Origin of the sequence: Photorhabdus temperata (assembly GCF_025384845.1) — a bacterium.
Lineage (GTDB): Bacteria > Pseudomonadota > Gammaproteobacteria > Enterobacterales > Enterobacteriaceae > Photorhabdus > Photorhabdus temperata.
The window spans coordinates 40559-58363 of record NZ_JAJAFX010000006.1 but is presented as its reverse complement, the minus strand read 5'-3'; the positions used below and the strand labels follow the sequence as shown (position 1 = coordinate 58363).

The following is a 17805-nucleotide window of genomic DNA, read 5'->3' as shown; positions in this document are numbered from 1 at the left end:
CATAAAGCTCCGAAAATAAACATGATCTATAACCATACGTTACAGGCTTATCAATCCTGCTGAATACCCTTCAATTGTTGCCAGAATATCCAGTTGGGGAATTGACCTGATTAGCTTCAGATGTTTTGAGGTCGGTTCAACGATATTGAGATACCTATGATCTGAATGGAGGGAAAAGCGCATTTTTCTCTGAATTCAGAACGTATGATACTCAAATTTACTACAGCCTAGTGCAGCAAGTGTGGATTGAGTTGCACTTTGTTGGGACAAGTCGCTGTTTTTTCTCTCAACTAATACCGCTCTTTCGATAGACAGACAATCACCACCAGAAATATTCATCAGGATCAGGGCAGCTTGCAACGGGGGTAAACTTGGGTTAAATGCGGCATTTTCTGCATAACGCCCAGGATAGATTTTTCCATCTTTTCCCAGCAGTGCTATACCACTGTATGAATTGCTGTATGGAGCGTGGCTTCGGTTTGCCGCATCTAGTGCGGTTAGTACAAGTTTATCAGTGGTTTCTAGTTTATAACCATGATTAACCGGGTCCATCAACAGAGTAGTGATACCCAAATCGTTTGGACCGAAAGCGTCTGGTAAATAGTGACCTAATGTTGAAGGTGCCTGTTTTGGCAAGTGGATCTCTAATTGTGTGTCACTATTAAGTTCATTCATAAACTGGCGGCAGTGACCGCATGGAGAGTAATTAACCGTGATAGATACCAGTTTTTTCTCGCCGCGTAACCAGGCGTGAGTAATAGCACATTGTTCCGCATGAATAGTTTGCTGTAATGGCACATTGGTAAATTCCATATTTGTGCCGAAGTAGAGATTTCCGCTTTCGCCACGGGCAATTGCGCCGACATTAAAATGTGATATCGGAGCCAGGGAACATGCCGCTGCAAGTGGCAGCAGGGCGATAGCCAATGTGTTATCGTCAAAGCCACAGGTTTTCTTGACCGATTCAGCTTGTTCAGCCGTCAACATGGCAGGAAAGTTGTCGTTTCCTGCATAAGGCAAAAGTGCGCCCTGTAGTTTAGATGGCAATTGTGCCCAGATAGAGCGAAAGCGAGCTTGCATAGAATGATCTCCAAATTAACTTAAGATCATTCTAGATGCTCTGATTAGATTTTTAATGTGACAAGCATCACAAAAATAATGAAAATTATGTAATTAAAGTTGGTAATTGAGAGATTTGTATCAAATTTTTCAACGGGTAATTAACTAAATAGATATAGCAGCACTGGGAATATAAAAGGGGCAGTCAGTGAAGTAATGATACCGCAGGTCATCAATGCTAATGAACTGTATGCGCCTTCAACAAAATTGACTTCTGTACAACGGGCGGTGCCTAAAGCATGTGATGCCGTTCCCATTGCCAAACCACGCGATGCTTTGGTTTTCACTTGCAAGAGATCGAACAGGCTATGACCAAATATTGCCCCAAGAATACCGACAAAAATGACGCAAGCGGCACTGATTGCCGGAATACCACCGATTGCATCTGCTACTGCCATTGCGATCGGCGTAGTGACTGATTTAGGCAGTATCGAGGCGGCCATTTCAGGTGTTGCGCCCATCCACAATGCAATAGCTGTACCTGTAACCATAGCGACAATACTGCCGATAAAACAGACACTGATAATGGACTTCCATTGGGAGCGGATCTGGTGCAACTGTTCATATAAAGGAAATGCCAGCGCAACCACGGCGGGCTGGAGCAGATCATTAAGAATTCGGCTGCCGGCGAAATAGTGCTCATAAGGGGTATTGGTTATTAACAATATTGGAATCAGTACAGCGATAGAAACCAATAAGGGATTCAGAATAGGAATTCTGAATCTTAGTGAAAGTTTTCTGGCGGCGTAGAATACAATCAATGTTAATGGCAGTGACCACCAAATGTGACTTAACATACTTATTTCTCTTGTTTTTCTTGTTTAGTCTTAACTTCTGATACAGAGCCAATAATTGAACGTTCGCGGTGAACATAATGGGAACTGTAAGCAACAATAATCATAACCATTGCGGTGCTGATCAGGCATGAGAGGACAATCGGTAATATCTGTTGGCTGAGTTGATCGTAATAATTCATAACGCCTACACCAATAGGCAGAAACAGCAGGGTCATATTTCTCAGTAACAGACTGCAACCTGGTTTTGCCCAGTGGGCAGGGATCAATTGGAAAGCCAATAAGACAAACAATATCAACATACCGATAATGCTGCCGGGGACTGCGATGGGTAACAGAGCAGAGATGGCATTGCCTGCCAACAAACATAGATAAATCAGTACAAATGCTCGCAGGTACTGCCAACCTATAATCAGTACTTCACGAAACGACATAACAAAATTCCTAATTCCAGTGAGGAATTCATCATACAATTAACCCTGGGAATGTGCCATAGATCACATTCAAAAAAAGCGGGGACCATTGTTGATCCCCGCTTGTAAGATATATACCCTTCATCTTTCAAGTTGCTGCTTTGTTGGCTGCGTTCACTTACCCCAGTCACATCGTTATCTATGCTCCTGGGGATGCGTTCACTTGCCGCCGCGCTGCAACTTGAAATCTATTGGGTATATTGGCAATAAATTGACTGTTATTTAACCTGCATACCCGGTTGTGCGCCACTGTCAGGACTGAGCAGGAAGATATCTTTTCCGCCAGGCCCAGCAGCCATCACCATTCCTTCAGAAATACCGAAGCGCATTTTACGCGGAGCCAGGTTAGCAACCATTATAGTTAAACGGCCATCCAGTGCTTTTGGATCAGGGTAGCTGGAGCGGATACCGGAAAACACTTGGCGGGTTTCACCACCAAGATCCAGCGTCAGCTTCAGCAGCTTATCTGAGCCTTCTACAAAATCAGCCTGTTTGATAAGGGCGACGCGCATATCAACTTTGGCGAAATCATCAAAAGTGATTGTATCCTGAATCGGATCTTCTGCCAGTGGACCGCTGACTTTTTGTGGTGCACTGATGCTTTCTTTAGACGCAGTAACCATCGCATCGACTTTATCCATATCAATGCGGTTAAACAGGGCCTTAAAGGTGGAAACCTGATGATCCAGCAGAGGTTGTTCAATGCCATTCCAGGTCAGTTCTGTATTCAGGAAAGCTTCTGCGCGTTCTGCCAGACTTGGCAAAACCGGTTTCAGGAAAGTCATCAGAACGCGGAACAGGTTAATGCCCATTGAACAGATAGCTTGAAGATCCGCATCACGGCCTTCTTCTTTTGCCACAACCCACGGAGCTTGCTCATCCACATAACGGTTTGCCAAATCAGCCAATGCCATGATTTCACGGATTGCTTTACTGAATTCGCGATTGTTGAACTCTTCTTCAATCACTTTCGCGCCATCAATAAACTTCTGGTAAAGCGCCGGATCAGCCAGTTTATCCGCCAGCTTGCCACTAAAGCGTTTATTGATGAAACCCGCGTTACGGGAAGCCAGGTTAACAACTTTATTAACGATATCGCTGTTAACACGCTGAACAAAATCTTCCAGGTTCAGGTCGATATCATCAATACGGGAAGAGAGTTTGGCCGCATAGTAATAACGTAGGCAGTCTGCATCCAGATAATCCAGATAAGTGCCGGCTTTGATAAACGTACCGCGGGATTTGGACATTTTCGTGCCGTTGACGGTGACGTAGCCGTGAACAAACAGATTTGTTGGTTTGCGGTAACCGCTGCCTTCCAGCATGGCAGGCCAGAACAAGCTGTGGAAATAGACAATGTCTTTACCAATAAAGTGATAAAGATCGGCGGTGGAATCTTTTGCCCAGAACTCATCAAAGCTCAGATTGCCGCGTTTGTCACACAGGTTTTGGAAAGAACCCATATAGCCAATAGGCGCATCCAGCCAGACATAGAAATATTTGCCCGGTGCATCAGGAATTTCGAAACCAAAATAAGGTGCATCACGGGTGATATCCCACTGCTGTAAGCCGGATTCAAACCATTCCTGCATCTTGTTAGCAACCTGTTCCTGTAATGCGCCGGAACGGGTCCATGCTTGTAACATGTCACTGAATGCAGGTAGATCGAAGAAAAAGTGCTCTGACTCACGCATTTCTGGCGTTGCGCCGGAGACAGCAGAACGTGGGTTAATCAGTTCTGTTGGGCTGTAAGTTGAACCACAAACTTCACAGTTATCGCCATATTGATCTTCTGCCTTGCATTTCGGGCAGGCGCCTTTTACAAAGCGATCAGGCAGAAACATCCCTTTCTCAGGATCGTATAACTGAGAAATAGTGCGGTTCTTAATGTGGCCGTTCTTTTTCAGCGCCAGATAGATTTCAGTTGATAATTCCTGGTTCTCTCTGCTGTGTGTAGAGTGATAGTTATCATAGCTGATTGAAAAGCCAGTAAAATCCTGATGATGCTCCTGATTCACGGCGGCGATCATCTCTTCGGGAGCAATACCCATTTGCTGTGCTTTCAGCATGATTGGTGTTCCGTGAGCGTCATCGGCGCAGATAAAGTGAACCTCTTTGCCGCGCATTCGCTGAAAACGGACCCAAATATCTGCCTGGATATGTTCCAGCATGTGACCAAGATGGATTGGACCGTTAGCATATGGCAACGCACACGTCACCAATAATTTTTTTGCGACTTGAGACATAGTAAGGATCTGACTTCCAATAAATGAAAAGGGAGTTTGATGTTACCTGATCAAAAAAATTGTCGCTAGGGTAACTCTTGATCTTCGCGGGTTTTATTGGATAAAAATTGAATCAGTGAGTGAGAAGTGGGTTTTTGTTGCTGACCTTATCCGAACTCATTGGGTTCTGTTATGATGAAAGGATGGCTTTATAGTTAATCATGACAATCAAAGGAGCCGGGATGAGCGCAAAATCCCCCGAGCAGACCAACCCTGACCTGCTGAAATCTCAGGTAGCAAAAATACTTGCTACCTTTACACACCTGACACTGGAACGCGATCTGACAGCTCTGAAAGCGCTGCATCACTGTACGATGCTTGATGAGGTTCTGCACATTGAATTGATAATGCCATTTGTCTGGCAGCGTGGTTTTGAAGCGCTGAAAGAGGCGACAACGCAAAAATTGCAGTCAGTGACCGGGGCAAAATCTGTTGCGTGGAAATTGAACCATGATATCAGCACATTACGCCGCGCTAACGATTTGCCGGGAATTAATGGTGTCCGTAATATTTTGGCTGTCAGCTCAGGTAAAGGTGGCGTGGGTAAATCCAGCACTGCGGTAAACCTGGCATTGGCGTTGGCTCAGGAAGGGGCCAAAGTCGGTATTCTGGATGCGGATATCTACGGTCCTTCGGTTCCGAGCATGTTGGGAACCACCAAAGAACGCCCAACTTCCCCGGATGGGCAGCATATGGCGCCTATTATGACTCATGGCCTTGCCACTAACTCTATTGGTTATCTGGTGACGGATGACAATGCCATGGTATGGCGTGGCCCGATGGCCAGCAAGGCATTGATGCAGATGCTACAGGATACATTATGGCCGGATCTTGATTATCTGGTTATTGATATGCCACCGGGGACCGGTGATATTCAGCTTACGTTGTCGCAAAACATCCCGGTCACGGGGGCGCTGGTGGTGACAACGCCTCAGGATATCGCCTTAATTGATGCGATGAAAGGCATTGTCATGTTCCAAAAAGTGAAAGTTCCTGTACTGGGAATCGTTGAAAACATGAGTGCGCATATTTGCGGCAACTGTGGTCATCTGGAGCCTATTTTTGGTACCAGCGGGGCAGAAAAACTGGCCGCTAAATATCATTGCAAACTGTTGGGACAAGTTCCTCTGCATATTTCGCTACGTGAAGATCTTGACCGTGGAGAGCCTACTGTTATCAGCAATCCTGATAGTGAATTCACGGATATTTACCGGGAAATTGCGGCAAATATTTCTGCACAGATGTACTGGCAGGGTGAGAAGATACCGACCGAGATCTCATTTCGCGCTGTTTAATACCCATATTTGCCATATTCGATTAGTCGTAACGGGTCATGATATTTTCATTACCCGTTTTTTGCGTATCGAAGAAAGAATTCTTTTCAGATTCATCTCTGTTGCATGGTTTTTATGCGAAACGCTTCGAAAAAAATGAGACTTAATCTTGTTTACACTGGAACAGATATCATTAACTCCCTATAATCTCGCCCGACTTAGCACTCTTAGGTGCTTTGTTCCCCATTTTTTCTAGAATCAGGTTAATCTCTATTATGGCTGACGAAGCACATCAGTGCACAATTGTAGGAATTTCTGGTGCATCTGCCTCAGGTAAAAGTCTCATTGCGAATACACTTTACCGTGAATTACGCGCTCAGGTTGGTGATCACAACATCGGTATTATCCCGGAAGATTGTTACTATAAAGACCAAAGCGATCTGTCAATGGAAGAGCGTTATAAGACCAATTATGACCATCCAAGTTCCATGGATCACAGTCTGCTCTTTTCTCACCTGCAAGATCTGAAAGCCGGTAAATCAATTGAATTACCACAGTATGATTATGTCGTTCACACCCGCAAGTCAGAAGCGATTCATTTTGCACCGAAAAGAGTTATTATTCTGGAAGGTATTCTACTATTGACGGATAAGCGCTTGCGCCAGGAGATGGACTTCTCTATTTTCATTGATACCCCGTTGGATATTTGCCTTATGCGTCGTATTAAACGGGATGTTAATGAACGGGGACGTTCTCTGGATTCTGTGATTGAGCAATATCATAAAACTGTACGTCCAATGTTTCTGCAATTTATTGAGCCATCAAAACAATATGCAGATATTATTGTGCCGCGCGGGGGTAAAAACCGCGTAGCGATTGATGTGCTGAAAGCCAAAATTGGTCAGTTCTGCGAATAATAAAACTTTGCTTGTCAGGCATTGATAAGCATCATCGTATTTGAGAGGGAAAAGAATGCGACTCTGTGACCGTGACATTATTAAATGGCTTGATGAAGGTAAATTGGTCATTTCTCCGCGTCCGCCGATTGAACGAATTAACGGGGCAACGGCTGATGTGCGCCTTGGAAATCAGTTTCGTGTTTTCCGTGGTCATACTGCCGCGTATATTGATTTGAGTGGCCCAAAAGATGAAGTGAGCGCTGCCCTTGATCGCGTGATGAGCGATGAAATTATCCTGCCTGACGATGAGGTTTTTTTCCTCCACCCCGGAGAGTTGGCACTGGCTGTCACTCTGGAATCCGTCACATTGCCTGATGATTTGGTGGGCTGGCTTGATGGACGTTCTTCTCTTGCCCGTCTTGGATTGATGGTGCATGTGACGGCGCACCGCATCGATCCGGGCTGGCATGGTCAGGTTGTTCTCGAATTCTATAATTCGGGTAAATTGCCTCTGGCGCTGCGTCCGGGTATGGTGATCGGTGCGTTGAGTTTTGAACCGTTATCTGGCCCGGCTGATCGTCCATATAATCGTCGTCAGGATGCAAAATATAAAAATCAGCAAGGTGCGGTGGGTAGCCGTATTGATGAAGATTAATGTTTTTATCGGTTACTGAGTCGCATTTACCGTTTTAATAAAGCTGAGGAAGTCATGAAAAGATTACTGACGACACTGGTTATTTTGCTGGTCGTGATTATTACCGGTTTAGCGGCATTAGTCATGTTAGTGAACCCGAATGACTTTCGTGCTTATATGGTTAAGCAGGTGCAAAAGAAGAGTGGCTATCAGCTTGTTCTGCAAGACGGTATGCGCTGGCATGTCTGGCCAAAACTCAGCATTATTACCGGGCGCATGTCATTGACTGCACCGGGAGCGGCGCAGCCGGCAGTGACGGCAGAAAATATGCGCTTGGATGTGGAGTTGTGGCCACTGCTTTCCCACCAGCTTGCAGTTAAAGAGGTGATGTTAAAAGGGGCGGTGTTGCGATTAACCCCGGAAAGCAAAGTTCAGGAAAAAGAGAATGCCCCTGTTGCACCGAAAGGAAATACAGCAAATCCTGTCGCTAAAGGGGAACGCTGGAAACTTGATATTGCCAGAATTAAAGTCGCTGACAGTTTACTTATCTGGCAAAGCGATGATCACGTTCAGTTGAATGTCCGCGATATTAATCTGCTAATGAAACGGGGTGATCAAAACCATATCAGTGTGGAATTGAGCAGTAAGGTCAGTAAGAATCAGCAAGAGCTGGCTTTTAATCTTAATGCAAATGTAGACATTGCTGGTTATCCATATCGTGTTGCCGGTAATATTGATTCTTTCGATTATCAGCTTCAGGGGGTAGGTATACCCACGGGGGGGATTAGTGGTTCGGGAAAAGTGAATGCTGTTTATCAGGAAAAAACGGCAGATGAACCACAAACAATCTCTCTACAGGCATTGGATTTCACGGCTAATGAGAGTGAGCTGCATGGCAGTATAAAGGCAATATTGGGTGCTCACCCTGATTATCAGATAAATTTATCTTCCCAAAAATTGAATTTGGATAATCTGGTGGGATGGGATTTGCTTCTTGAAGATAGTTCAGAAGCTAAACGTCATTACCGGATAGAGAATAGTTCAGCTAAACCGGTGATCGCGGTTTCGAGCCCAGCGCAGCCTGATTATAGCGCTGCATTTTTGAATGATTTTAATGCCGGTGTTACTGTTAATGCGAACAAATTTATTTATCGGGGAATGGAAATCGATGACCTGATATTTAAAGCCGCGAATAATGAGGGTATTACCGAAATTTCTGTTCTGAGTGGGAAATTATTCGATGGTCATTTCTCCCTTCCAACCATTCTGGATGCAACAGGCAATCAACTTAAATTACATACCAAACCTTTACTGCAAGATATAGAACTGGAACCAGTACTCAAAGCATTTTCTTTACCACAGGCATTTAGTGGTAAATTCAATCTGAATGGCGATCTTTTTGGTAAAGGATATGATGGTTATGCTATTTCGCATATTTGGCATGGTGATCTTAATTTCAGTTTAGTTAATGCCAAAATGCATGGATTGAATATCTCCCAATTGATCCAGCAGTCCGTTGCCCGTGCAACGAATAAAGTGAATATCCCTAATGATATGGATAACTTTACCCGTGCCGAAAGGCTTGATATTAAAGCAGTACTTAATCGGGGTGATGTAAAAATCAGTCAGCTTCATGCCGTATCTGAGTTGCTAAATATTGACGGCCAGGGTGAGGCCAACCTGCTTAAACAAGATGTTGATGTCGCCTTAAAAGTGCAGGTAACACAAGGGTGGGATGCAGATGATGAATGGGTGCGCCGTTTGCGCAAACTGAAAGTACCACTGCGGGTTTATGGTAATTGGAGCAATCTGAAATACAACCTTGATATTGAGCAATTGCTGCGTAATCAGCTGGAGAACAAAGCAAAGCAGGCTATCAATGATTGGGTTGAACGTAATAGCAATAAAGAACAATAGAAACGCTCTGGTGCATCCGGAGCGCTTTGTTGAACCATTGAAGTTTGCTGGGTTAAACTGCGAAGTTATAATGAATGCCGTCAGGGGACTCAACGCCCCGGTACAGTTCATCAGAACTGACTGGGCTTTTATTATGGCTTTAGCCAGTTTAAGTAGCGTCAGCTTCTTAAACATAAAACCCCCCGCTATGCGGGTGGAAATCAAGGGTTATACCAAGAAAAACACCTTTCCGTTACGATATAGATGTTCAAGCTAATATACGTAACTCAAATAAGGAAAGGTGTTTATGGGAATTAAAGCACAAAGCTCAGCACATACAAAGTGGCTGTGCAAATACCCCATCGTCTTTTCGCCGAAATACAGACGAAAAGTCATTTTTACCCGTATCCGTTCGAGTATAGGTGAGATTTTACGAGACCTTTGTAAGTATAAAGGAGTAGAAATCATCGAAGGGCATCTCATGCCAGATCACGTCCATATACTGGTGAGTATCCCACCTAAAATAAGTGTTTCAAGTTTTATGGGATATCTAAAAGGTAAAAGCGCATTGATGATATTTGATAAGCACGCCAATTTAAAATACAAGTTTGGCAATAGGAAGTTTTGGTCAGAAGGATACTACGTGAGTACGGTAGGGCTAAATGAAGCCACAATCCGAAAATACATCAGAGAGCAAGAAAAGTCAGATTTAATGCAGGATAAGTTAAGTACACGAGAGCATGAAGACCCCTTCAAGGGGTAAGCCAAAGAAGCAAAGACACTTAGCTTGAACGAAGAGAAAGGGCGTCATTTAGGCGCAGTCGGTAATATGCCCTTATAGGGCTAGAGCAAACCACCCGCTATGCGGGTGGTTATGATTTTATTCCCGGAGGAAAATAAGAATTTGGTGATGCTGGTGAAATAGCACCGGGTTATTCTTTATCTTCTTCCTCTGAAACCAATGGCGTAATTTTTACCTTATTAATTCGGTGACTAGTGACTTCCAATGGTTCAAACAGATAATTATCAATCTGCAATTGCTCACCTTGTTGTGGAATATGTTGTGAATGCTCCATCAATAAGCCTGCTAAGGTTTGATATTCACGCTTCTCATCGAGTTGCAAAGGAACATAAAGGATCAAATCATCCAGCGGCATATAACCATTGGCAATCCAGCAGCCATTTTCAGTCGTTTGAATATCATGACGGGCATCAGTTTCTTCGCCATCTACCGGCAGATTACCCGCGATAGTTTCCATGACATCGGTCAGAGTAACGACACCTTCCACAGAACCAAATTCATCGACGACAAACGCAAAGTGAGTCTGTGCCTGGCGGAACTGCTCTAATGCCTGAAGCAGGGAAAGTTGCTCAGGGAAAATCAGCGGTTGTTTTATCAACGAATGCAAATCAAAAGGTTGCTGGTTGAGTTGTTGATTCAGTAAATCAATGACATGGACAACACCTAATGGTTCGTCACTGACATTTTCATCTGTCACGACAATACGTGTGTGAGGGTTTTTACTCAGTATTTGTGTCAGATTTTCTGCTGGTGCATTGATGTCAAGGTACTCCACGTCGTGGCGTGAGGTCATGATACTGTTGACGTTACGCTGCGCCATGCCCAGAACCCTGGCAATCATCTGGCGTTCCTGTGGATCAAACACTTCCTGATTATCAGAAATCAGATTAGATGTATGGTTATCCAATTCTGCCTTTTCATGTTTACCACTGAGGATACGCAAAACCGCCTCCGCTGTTCTTTCACGCAGTGAGCGGGAAGCAGTAAGAAATCTGCGGCGGTTAAATTGAGCGAACTGGTTCAGGGACTCAATCATAATTGAGAAGCCGATAGCGGCGTACAAGTAACCTTTTGGTATGTGATAACCAAAACCTTCAGCAACCAGACTGAAACCGATCATCAGCAAGAAGCTCAGACAGAGAATAACGATGGTTGGATGAGCATTGACAAAGGTTGTTAACGGCTTACTTGCTAGTATCATCAGGAACATCGCGATGGTTACCGCTGCGATCATGATACCGATATTATCAACCATACCGACAGCTGTAATTACTGAGTCCAGAGAGAATACGGCATCAAGGACAATGATCTGCGCGACAACCGTCCAAAATTTAGACGTTTTGCGTTGTTGCCCTGAGTGTGCATCTTTGCCTTCCAGTCGTTCGTTTAGCTCCATAGTCGCTTTGAATAGCAAGAAAAGGCCACCCACCAGCATAATCAGGTCACGGGCACTGAATGGATGTTCCCAAAGCGTAATTAATGGATTAGTTAGCGTTATCAGCCAGGAGAGACTAAAAAGCAACACGACACGCATCAGTAGCGCACAGGTCAACCCTGTGATACGCGCTTTGTCTCTTAGTTTTTCAGGAAGTTTATCTGCCAGAATGGCAATAAAGACCAAGTTGTCGATTCCGAGGACAATTTCTAGAACGATAAGAGTAACCAGTCCAGCCCATATCGTCGGATCTGCGATCCATTCCATACCGTTTGTTTTACCTTCTTAATATGACGGCTTATGCCGAATAATGAATAATGGGCATTGACTCATCAAATTTCAATAGTTGATTTTTCATCTGAGGAAGTTTTTTTCAAAAAATAAGTTATGGCGGTATTGATAGCACCAATAACTATCCACTGAGCCTAATCCTGAGTTAACATGTGATCACATTAACAAATTGCATACTAATGATAATTTGTGTGCAAGTATTATCATCAGACAGGAGTTATTCATGTCCAAGCAGCAGATTGGTGTTGTCGGTATGGCGGTGATGGGGCGTAACCTGGCGCTGAATATTGAAAGCCGTGGTTATTCCGTATCTATATTTAATCGTTCAAGTGATAAAACTGACGAAGTGATTGCCGAAAATCCAGGGAAAAAATTAGTCCCAAGTTACACTATCGAAGAATTTGTCGATTCACTGGAAAAACCGCGCCGTATTCTGCTTATGGTTAAGGCTGGCGAAGCAACCGATAAAACTATCGCTTCACTGACTCCGCATCTGGATAAAGGTGACATTTTGATTGATGGTGGTAATACCTATTTTCAGGATACTATTCGCCGTAACCGGGAGCTTTCTGCTCAGGGCTTTAATTTTATCGGTACAGGCGTTTCCGGTGGTGAAGAGGGTGCATTGAAGGGGCCATCGATCATGCCGGGTGGTCAGAAAGAGGCGTATGAGTTGGTTGCGCCAATTCTGCAAGAGATCGCGGCTAAAGCTGAAGATGAACCTTGTGTGGCATATATTGGCCCGGATGGTGCCGGTCATTATGTGAAAATGGTTCACAATGGGATTGAATACGGTGATATGCAGCTCATAGCTGAATCCTATTCCTTACTGAAAAACGCGCTGAATCTGAGCAATGAAGAGTTGTATGAAATTTTCACTGATTGGAATAATGGTGAACTGAGCAGCTATTTGATTGAAATCACGGCTGATATTTTCCGTAAGAAAGATGAAGCAGGCCAATATCTGGTTGATGTGATTTTGGACGAAGCAGCAAATAAAGGGACTGGTAAGTGGACCAGCCAGAGCTCTTTGGATTTGGGTATTCCATTGACGCTGATCACTGAATCTGTATTTGCTCGTTATATTTCTTCTCTGAAAGATCAGCGAGTTGCCGCCGCTAAAGTGTTGAGTGGGCCGCAAATACAGCCATTCAAAGGTGGTAAAGCTGAATTTATTGAGAAAGTGCGCCGTGCCCTCTATCTGGGTAAAATCGTTTCATATGCTCAGGGCTTTCAGCAATTAAAAGCGGCATCTGATGAGTACCAATGGAACCTGAATTACGGTGAGATTGCTGGAATTTTCCGCGCCGGTTGCATCATTCGCGCTCAATTCCTGCAAAAAATTACTGATGCATATAACGAAAATGCAGATATTGCTAACTTGTTACTGGCACCTTACTTCAAGAAAATTGCTGATGAATATCAGCAGGCGTTGCGTGATGTCGTCTCTTATGGTGTGCAGAATGGCATTCCAACTCCCACTTTTTCCGCCGCTATTTCTTACTATGACAGCTACCGTTCAGCCGTATTGCCAGCAAATCTGATTCAGGCGCAACGTGACTACTTCGGTGCCCATACTTATAAGCGTACTGATAAAGAGGGTGTTTTTCACACTGAATGGATGGAGTAGATCCTGTTATCACCGATTGACTGGAAGAGTGAAGCGTTTGTATTGGGTATGATGTAGTTTTAGCTTCCTCGATAATTCTGGGTACGCCGTTGCGGTTTTTTGATCGTGTGCTGCAACGGTGTGGCTTAAATTAATTTTCAGAAAATGATTTATTTGAGAGTGATGATTGTCACATTAATCCCGAATGACGAAATGGCGGCAGTACTAATAATGTGAAAATTAAAACGGCTATTTCCTGCAACCAGTCTCAGATTCTCAGGGAAATTGAGACCTTCATCAATGATTACAGCGCCATGTGCATCATAAGAGAAATAGAATGATCCATTGCCAATATATTCTCCAGTGTTGGTATTTCTTACGGATATTGAAGTGACTATCTCTTTCTGCATAAATAGTTCATCAATGACAGCATAATTATCACCAGTTATCGTGTTAACCTCGACTGGCGGATTCGACTAATAAGTGAAACATATTGTCTGAAATATGAAAGTTTGACATTTATAGTGAGATTTTTACCATGATTTTAGTATTCACATTTAATATGAATATTTTTCATGTTTGGTGTTTTGAGTAAATATTATCGAATTATTTTACATTAATAATATTACGAAAATACCTATAAATAGATATATGATAATAGAATGGCTGGATTTGTTGATAATTAATAATGTAATCGTTAGATAAATATTTTTTCTGAATGGAAATAGAACGCTTAATTATTGCTGATATGGCTGAGTCTAATGTCTGCTTAAACAATTGGAATACACCGTTGCGGTTGATGATGATATGCCGCAACGGTGTTACTTAAATTTTCAGAACGTAGCCTGTCTGAAAACAAGGATTAATTATTATTGCATCATGCCCGGATTAGAACGAAAAGTCGGTACTGATGATATGAATATCAAAACGGTTATTACCTGCGTTGACTATTCTCAGATTTTTAGGGAAATTAGCCTTCTCATCAATAGTAACAACACCATTTGAATCACGATGAAAATAGAATGATCCGTTATTAATATATACTCCAGTTTTGGTATTCCTTATCGCAATAGCAGTGACTAACTCTATATTATATGGGAGTATGCCAACGAGCGCATAATCATCATCAGTCGTCGTTTCAACTGGGCCTACGCAATGTGTATTTGTGAACATGGAGAATCTTATACCTGAATTGGTGTCATCAATGATTCTTAATGCAACCAGGCATGTATCCTTTGGTGCGACTTTAAATTTAGATAATCCTTTAATTTCCCTATCAATATCTGGATGATCATATTCCCATTCACGATAACGTTGGCCTGGTTCCCAATTACTATAATGACGCCACGCATAGACTTTTGATAGCGTTCCAATTTTTACTGAACGAAATCTATCGTTGAGATCGTAAGGCAGTGGAATAATGCTATCGTTTTCTGGATAATGATGCGCTTCTCCTAGATAGTATTTTCTATCGAAAAAAGTTGCACCTGTAACTAATTTATCAGTCATATTTCTTTACTCCTTAAAAAACTTATTTTGGAAAAATGTAATCTTTCTTTCTGAAAGCAAATTTAGAATACAATGAGTGTGGGGTTTTTGTATTTAATAAAATATAATGAACAGATATATTAAATTGTTGCCAATATAACGTTAATATAATTGACATGTCATTTTGTGGCTAAATATTGAAATAAAGGTTCTGAAATTAAAATAATTGGAAATTCCTATCAAGAAATACCTTTATTTGGGTGGGGAATTATCCCCTAATGTAATTGATAACTTTTTGTATATGACTAAACAGTGAATAATTAGATATTCATGGTATTTGATAATTATATCTGTCTGTTTAATGTTTATATAATGTGAAGATAATGATAATCATTATCTAATGATATGAATTTGCGGGGGGGAATAGTTACTGCTTTAAATGAAAAAGCTTAAAGTATTATCTTAAATAGCCTATTCCTATAGACTATTTAATTAATTTTTCGTCATTGAATTGAGAATTATTTGCTTACCTTAAGTTAGCAATGAAATTTATTCATGACATCTATTCAACTTCAATCGGTCTATTATCACTTTAATTTTCCGTCATTGTATTTATTCGGTCCGCCGAAAATTCACCAGTTCAGGTTGTGCAATTCGGTGATAATCTTTGGTGTTGAGAATGACAGAGCATTCAAGACTGCCGGCATTAAAGGCAAGTTCATCAAAGCGCTCAAACAATAAAGGGTCTGCAACCAGTTTTAGATCCGGATGGAAACTGAAAGGTGGAATAGCACCGAACACACATTGAGTCAGTTCAGAAACTTCTTTAGGACTTGCCAAGGATGCACGAGTGCCACCGAGCTGTTTTGCCAGTGCGAAGAGATCAGCTTGTTGATCCGCAGGAAGTATAGCAAGTACATATTGACGGAATCCTTCCCCTTTCACGTGACAAACTAATCCTTTAGCTCCTTGTCCAAGTTGTGTACCACGGATTTTTGCAACTTCTTCAGAGCGCCCTGCGGTTGGATGTTTTATCACCCGATAACGGGCATGATTATCATCCAGTAACACAGTCAGACGGTTAAATATTTCATTAGAGGACAAAATAAACTCCTAAGCAATAATGTAATGAATTGATATATGATCTTTTTCAATTATTGAATTTATTATATTTATATTAAGACATATTACCAACCAGAAAGATTATAAAGCTGGCATTTGAATGGATATCATCTGATTCTATCGAGGTATATATTTATATTTTTTAAGTTATACGACTTAAATAGAGCTATTATTTATATACCCTTCATCTTTCAAGTTGCTGCTTTGTTGGCTGCGTTCACTTACCCCAGTCACATCGTTATCTATGCTCCTGGGGATGCGTTCACTTGCCGCCGCGCTGCAACTTGAAATCTATTGGGTATATTTGTTGTAAGAGGATTGTTTATATTTTCATATTAAAACTATTTTAACATTAAGGACTTGCTAATGATGACAACAAATTTTTTTATGCCATTGGTCAATATGATAGGTGTGGGCTGTCTGGTTGAAGCGGTAAATTCGATGAAAGATTATGGTTATAAGCAAGCATTTATTGTAACTGACCATGTTTTAAATGAAATTGGAATAGTAGCAAAAGTTCAATCTTTGCTGGCAGATGTGGGTATTGAGAGTGTGGTTTACGATGGTACACATCCGAATCCGACGACGGTTAACGTTTCTGAAGGTCTGGATATTCTGCGTCAGCATAACAGCGATTGTATTATTTCTTTAGGTGGTGGTTCACCACATGATTGCGCAAAGGCCATCATGTTAGTGGCAGCTAACGGTGGAGATATCCGGGATTACGTAGGTACTGATCGTTCATCTAAGCCACATTTGCCATTAATTTCTATCAATACTACTGCGGGTACCGCATCTGAAATGACGCGTTTTTGTGTCATTACGGATGTGGAGCACCACGTGAAGATGGTTATTACGGATAAAAATATCACACCTGTTTTGTCCGTGAACGATCCGGAATTGATGGTGGGAATGCCGAAAAGTTTAACCGCAGCGACGGGAATGGATGCTATGACTCATGCGATTGAATCTTATGTTTCTGTAGGTGCCAATCCAATAACAGATGCCTGTGCGTTGAAAGCAATCACGCTGATTAGTCAATCTCTGCGCCACGCAGTAGAAGATGGGAGTAACATAAAAGCCCGTGAGAACATGGCTTATGCGCAATTTTTGGCAGGTATGGCATTTAATAGTGCACTGCTTGGATATGTTCATGCAATGTCTCACCAATTGGGTGGTTCCTATGATTTACCACACGGCGTATGTAACGCTGTTTTATTGCCGCACGTGCAGGAATTCAACGCCAAAGTATCTGCTGATCGTTTGAAAGACGTTGCGGCGGCAATGGGGGTAGATGTAAGAGCCATGAATGATCAGCAAGGGGGGGCGGCGTGTATTGCTGAAATTCGTAAGTTGTCAAAAGATATTGGCATTCCGGCGGGTTTGGCTGAACTGAATGTCAAACCAGAAGATTTGCCAATGATGGCAACGAATGCCCTGAAAGATATCTGTTGTTCGACTAATCCAGCTCAGGCCAGCCATGAAGAAATTGTTGCAATCTTCAAAGCTGCCATGTGATCCGGTTGATCCATAGATAACAGGCTGGAATGTCCTGTTTTTTCTCCTGGGTATCTCTATGGCTTTGTTTAAAAAATAAGGTAATTGAGATACCCAGAAGGGAAACGGTCAGCCCATCGCCATTGGTAAAGGTAAAATCGGTCAGTTGTGGTTTTTTTGTATCCAG

Annotated in this window: 15 protein-coding genes; 7 read left to right on the top strand and 8 right to left on the bottom strand. The window is 42.5% G+C overall.

Annotated features, from left to right (window positions below; all coding sequences use genetic code 11):
• Positions 1-195 precede the first annotated feature (195 nt).
• From cdd to metG, 4 genes are all read right to left on the bottom strand, one after another.
• Entirely contained in the window at positions 196-1080 is an 885-nt protein-coding gene (cdd, locus tag LGZ99_RS03560; protein ID WP_036837441.1) for a cytidine deaminase, read from the bottom strand.
• Positions 1081-1220: 140 nt separating this feature from the next.
• Entirely contained in the window at positions 1221-1916 is a 696-nt protein-coding gene (locus tag LGZ99_RS03555; protein WP_021325769.1) for a CidB/LrgB family autolysis modulator, read from the bottom strand.
• A gap of 2 nt (positions 1917-1918) precedes the next feature.
• The gene (locus LGZ99_RS03550; RefSeq protein ID WP_036837443.1) at positions 1919-2347 is read right to left on the bottom strand and encodes a CidA/LrgA family protein; all 429 of its coding nucleotides are present in this window, start codon (positions 2345-2347) and stop codon (positions 1919-1921) included.
• Positions 2348-2604: 257 nt separating this feature from the next.
• Entirely contained in the window at positions 2605-4632 is a 2028-nt protein-coding gene (gene metG / locus LGZ99_RS03545; protein WP_036841474.1) for a methionine--tRNA ligase, read from the bottom strand.
• A 221-nt stretch (positions 4633-4853) separates the two neighbouring features.
• Here metG and apbC point away from each other — a divergent pair, with 221 nt between their 5' ends.
• The 5 genes from apbC to tnpA all read left to right on the top strand — a co-directional run bounded on the left by apbC (position 4854) and on the right by tnpA (position 10137).
• Entirely contained in the window at positions 4854-5966 is a 1113-nt protein-coding gene (gene apbC / locus LGZ99_RS03540) for an iron-sulfur cluster carrier protein ApbC (protein WP_036841475.1), read from the top strand.
• 254 nt (positions 5967-6220) lie between these two features.
• On the top strand, positions 6221-6862 hold the full coding sequence (gene udk / locus LGZ99_RS03535; protein WP_021326448.1) for a uridine kinase: 642 nt from the start codon (positions 6221-6223) through the stop codon (positions 6860-6862).
• Between the two features lie 55 nt (positions 6863-6917).
• Positions 6918-7499 carry a dCTP deaminase gene (gene dcd, locus LGZ99_RS03530; protein WP_023044205.1) on the top strand — a complete coding sequence of 194 codons (582 nt, stop codon included), beginning with the start codon at positions 6918-6920 and terminating at the stop codon, positions 7497-7499.
• A gap of 54 nt (positions 7500-7553) precedes the next feature.
• Complete coding sequence (asmA, locus tag LGZ99_RS03525) at positions 7554-9395, top strand: outer membrane assembly protein AsmA (protein ID WP_262978847.1); 1842 nt, start codon at positions 7554-7556, stop codon at positions 9393-9395.
• 286 nt (positions 9396-9681) lie between these two features.
• Positions 9682-10137 carry an IS200/IS605-like element ISPlu5 family transposase gene (tnpA, locus tag LGZ99_RS03520; protein WP_036841479.1) on the top strand — a complete coding sequence of 152 codons (456 nt, stop codon included), beginning with the start codon at positions 9682-9684 and terminating at the stop codon, positions 10135-10137.
• A 169-nt stretch (positions 10138-10306) separates the two neighbouring features.
• Here the strand turns inward: tnpA and LGZ99_RS03515 are convergent, their stop codons facing one another.
• Positions 10307-11878: a TerC family protein gene (locus LGZ99_RS03515; protein WP_036841480.1), complete on the bottom strand. Its 1572-nt coding sequence runs from the start codon at positions 11876-11878 to the stop codon at positions 10307-10309.
• A 247-nt stretch (positions 11879-12125) separates the two neighbouring features.
• Between LGZ99_RS03515 and gndA the strand changes: the two genes are divergently transcribed.
• Positions 12126-13532 (top strand): NADP-dependent phosphogluconate dehydrogenase, encoded by a 1407-nt coding sequence (gene gndA, locus LGZ99_RS03510; protein WP_036841483.1) that lies wholly within the window; start codon positions 12126-12128, stop codon positions 13530-13532.
• Positions 13533-13681: 149 nt separating this feature from the next.
• Here gndA and LGZ99_RS03505 read toward each other — a convergent pair whose 3' ends face one another.
• From LGZ99_RS03505 to LGZ99_RS03495, 3 genes are all read right to left on the bottom strand, one after another.
• On the bottom strand, positions 13682-13960 hold the full coding sequence (locus LGZ99_RS03505) for a hypothetical protein (RefSeq protein ID WP_262978859.1): 279 nt from the start codon (positions 13958-13960) through the stop codon (positions 13682-13684).
• A gap of 439 nt (positions 13961-14399) precedes the next feature.
• Complete coding sequence (locus LGZ99_RS03500; protein ID WP_023044201.1) at positions 14400-15020, bottom strand: beta/gamma crystallin domain-containing protein; 621 nt, start codon at positions 15018-15020, stop codon at positions 14400-14402.
• 591 nt (positions 15021-15611) lie between these two features.
• A complete protein-coding gene (locus LGZ99_RS03495) occupies positions 15612-16103 on the bottom strand; it encodes a YbaK/prolyl-tRNA synthetase associated domain-containing protein (protein ID WP_021326352.1) in 492 nt (163 codons plus the stop codon).
• A 384-nt stretch (positions 16104-16487) separates the two neighbouring features.
• On the opposite strand from LGZ99_RS03495, the gene yiaY reads away from it, so the two are divergent.
• Entirely contained in the window at positions 16488-17639 is a 1152-nt protein-coding gene (gene yiaY / locus LGZ99_RS03490) for an L-threonine dehydrogenase (RefSeq protein ID WP_036837445.1), read from the top strand.
• Positions 17640-17805 lie beyond the last annotated feature (166 nt).

What these genes read in the sequence shown, in the direction of transcription:
- apbC (WP_036841475.1), top strand. Translation starts at nt 4,854, where the DNA reads ATGAGCGCAAAATCCCCCGAGCAGACCAACCCTGACCTGCTGAAATCT.
- LGZ99_RS03500 (WP_023044201.1), bottom strand. Translation starts at nt 15,020, where the DNA reads ATGACTGATAAATTAGTTACAGGTGCAACTTTTTTCGATAGAAAATAC.
- metG (WP_036841474.1), bottom strand. Translation starts at nt 4,632, where the DNA reads ATGTCTCAAGTCGCAAAAAAATTATTGGTGACGTGTGCGTTGCCATAT.
- asmA (WP_262978847.1), top strand. Translation starts at nt 7,554, where the DNA reads ATGAAAAGATTACTGACGACACTGGTTATTTTGCTGGTCGTGATTATT.
- LGZ99_RS03550 (WP_036837443.1), bottom strand. Translation starts at nt 2,347, where the DNA reads ATGTCGTTTCGTGAAGTACTGATTATAGGTTGGCAGTACCTGCGAGCA.
- LGZ99_RS03555 (WP_021325769.1), bottom strand. Translation starts at nt 1,916, where the DNA reads ATGTTAAGTCACATTTGGTGGTCACTGCCATTAACATTGATTGTATTC.
- LGZ99_RS03515 (WP_036841480.1), bottom strand. Translation starts at nt 11,878, where the DNA reads ATGGAATGGATCGCAGATCCGACGATATGGGCTGGACTGGTTACTCTT.
- dcd (WP_023044205.1), top strand. Translation starts at nt 6,918, where the DNA reads ATGCGACTCTGTGACCGTGACATTATTAAATGGCTTGATGAAGGTAAA.
- gndA (WP_036841483.1), top strand. Translation starts at nt 12,126, where the DNA reads ATGTCCAAGCAGCAGATTGGTGTTGTCGGTATGGCGGTGATGGGGCGT.
- yiaY (WP_036837445.1), top strand. Translation starts at nt 16,488, where the DNA reads ATGATGACAACAAATTTTTTTATGCCATTGGTCAATATGATAGGTGTG.
- tnpA (WP_036841479.1), top strand. Translation starts at nt 9,682, where the DNA reads ATGGGAATTAAAGCACAAAGCTCAGCACATACAAAGTGGCTGTGCAAA.
- cdd (WP_036837441.1), bottom strand. Translation starts at nt 1,080, where the DNA reads ATGCAAGCTCGCTTTCGCTCTATCTGGGCACAATTGCCATCTAAACTA.
- udk (WP_021326448.1), top strand. Translation starts at nt 6,221, where the DNA reads ATGGCTGACGAAGCACATCAGTGCACAATTGTAGGAATTTCTGGTGCA.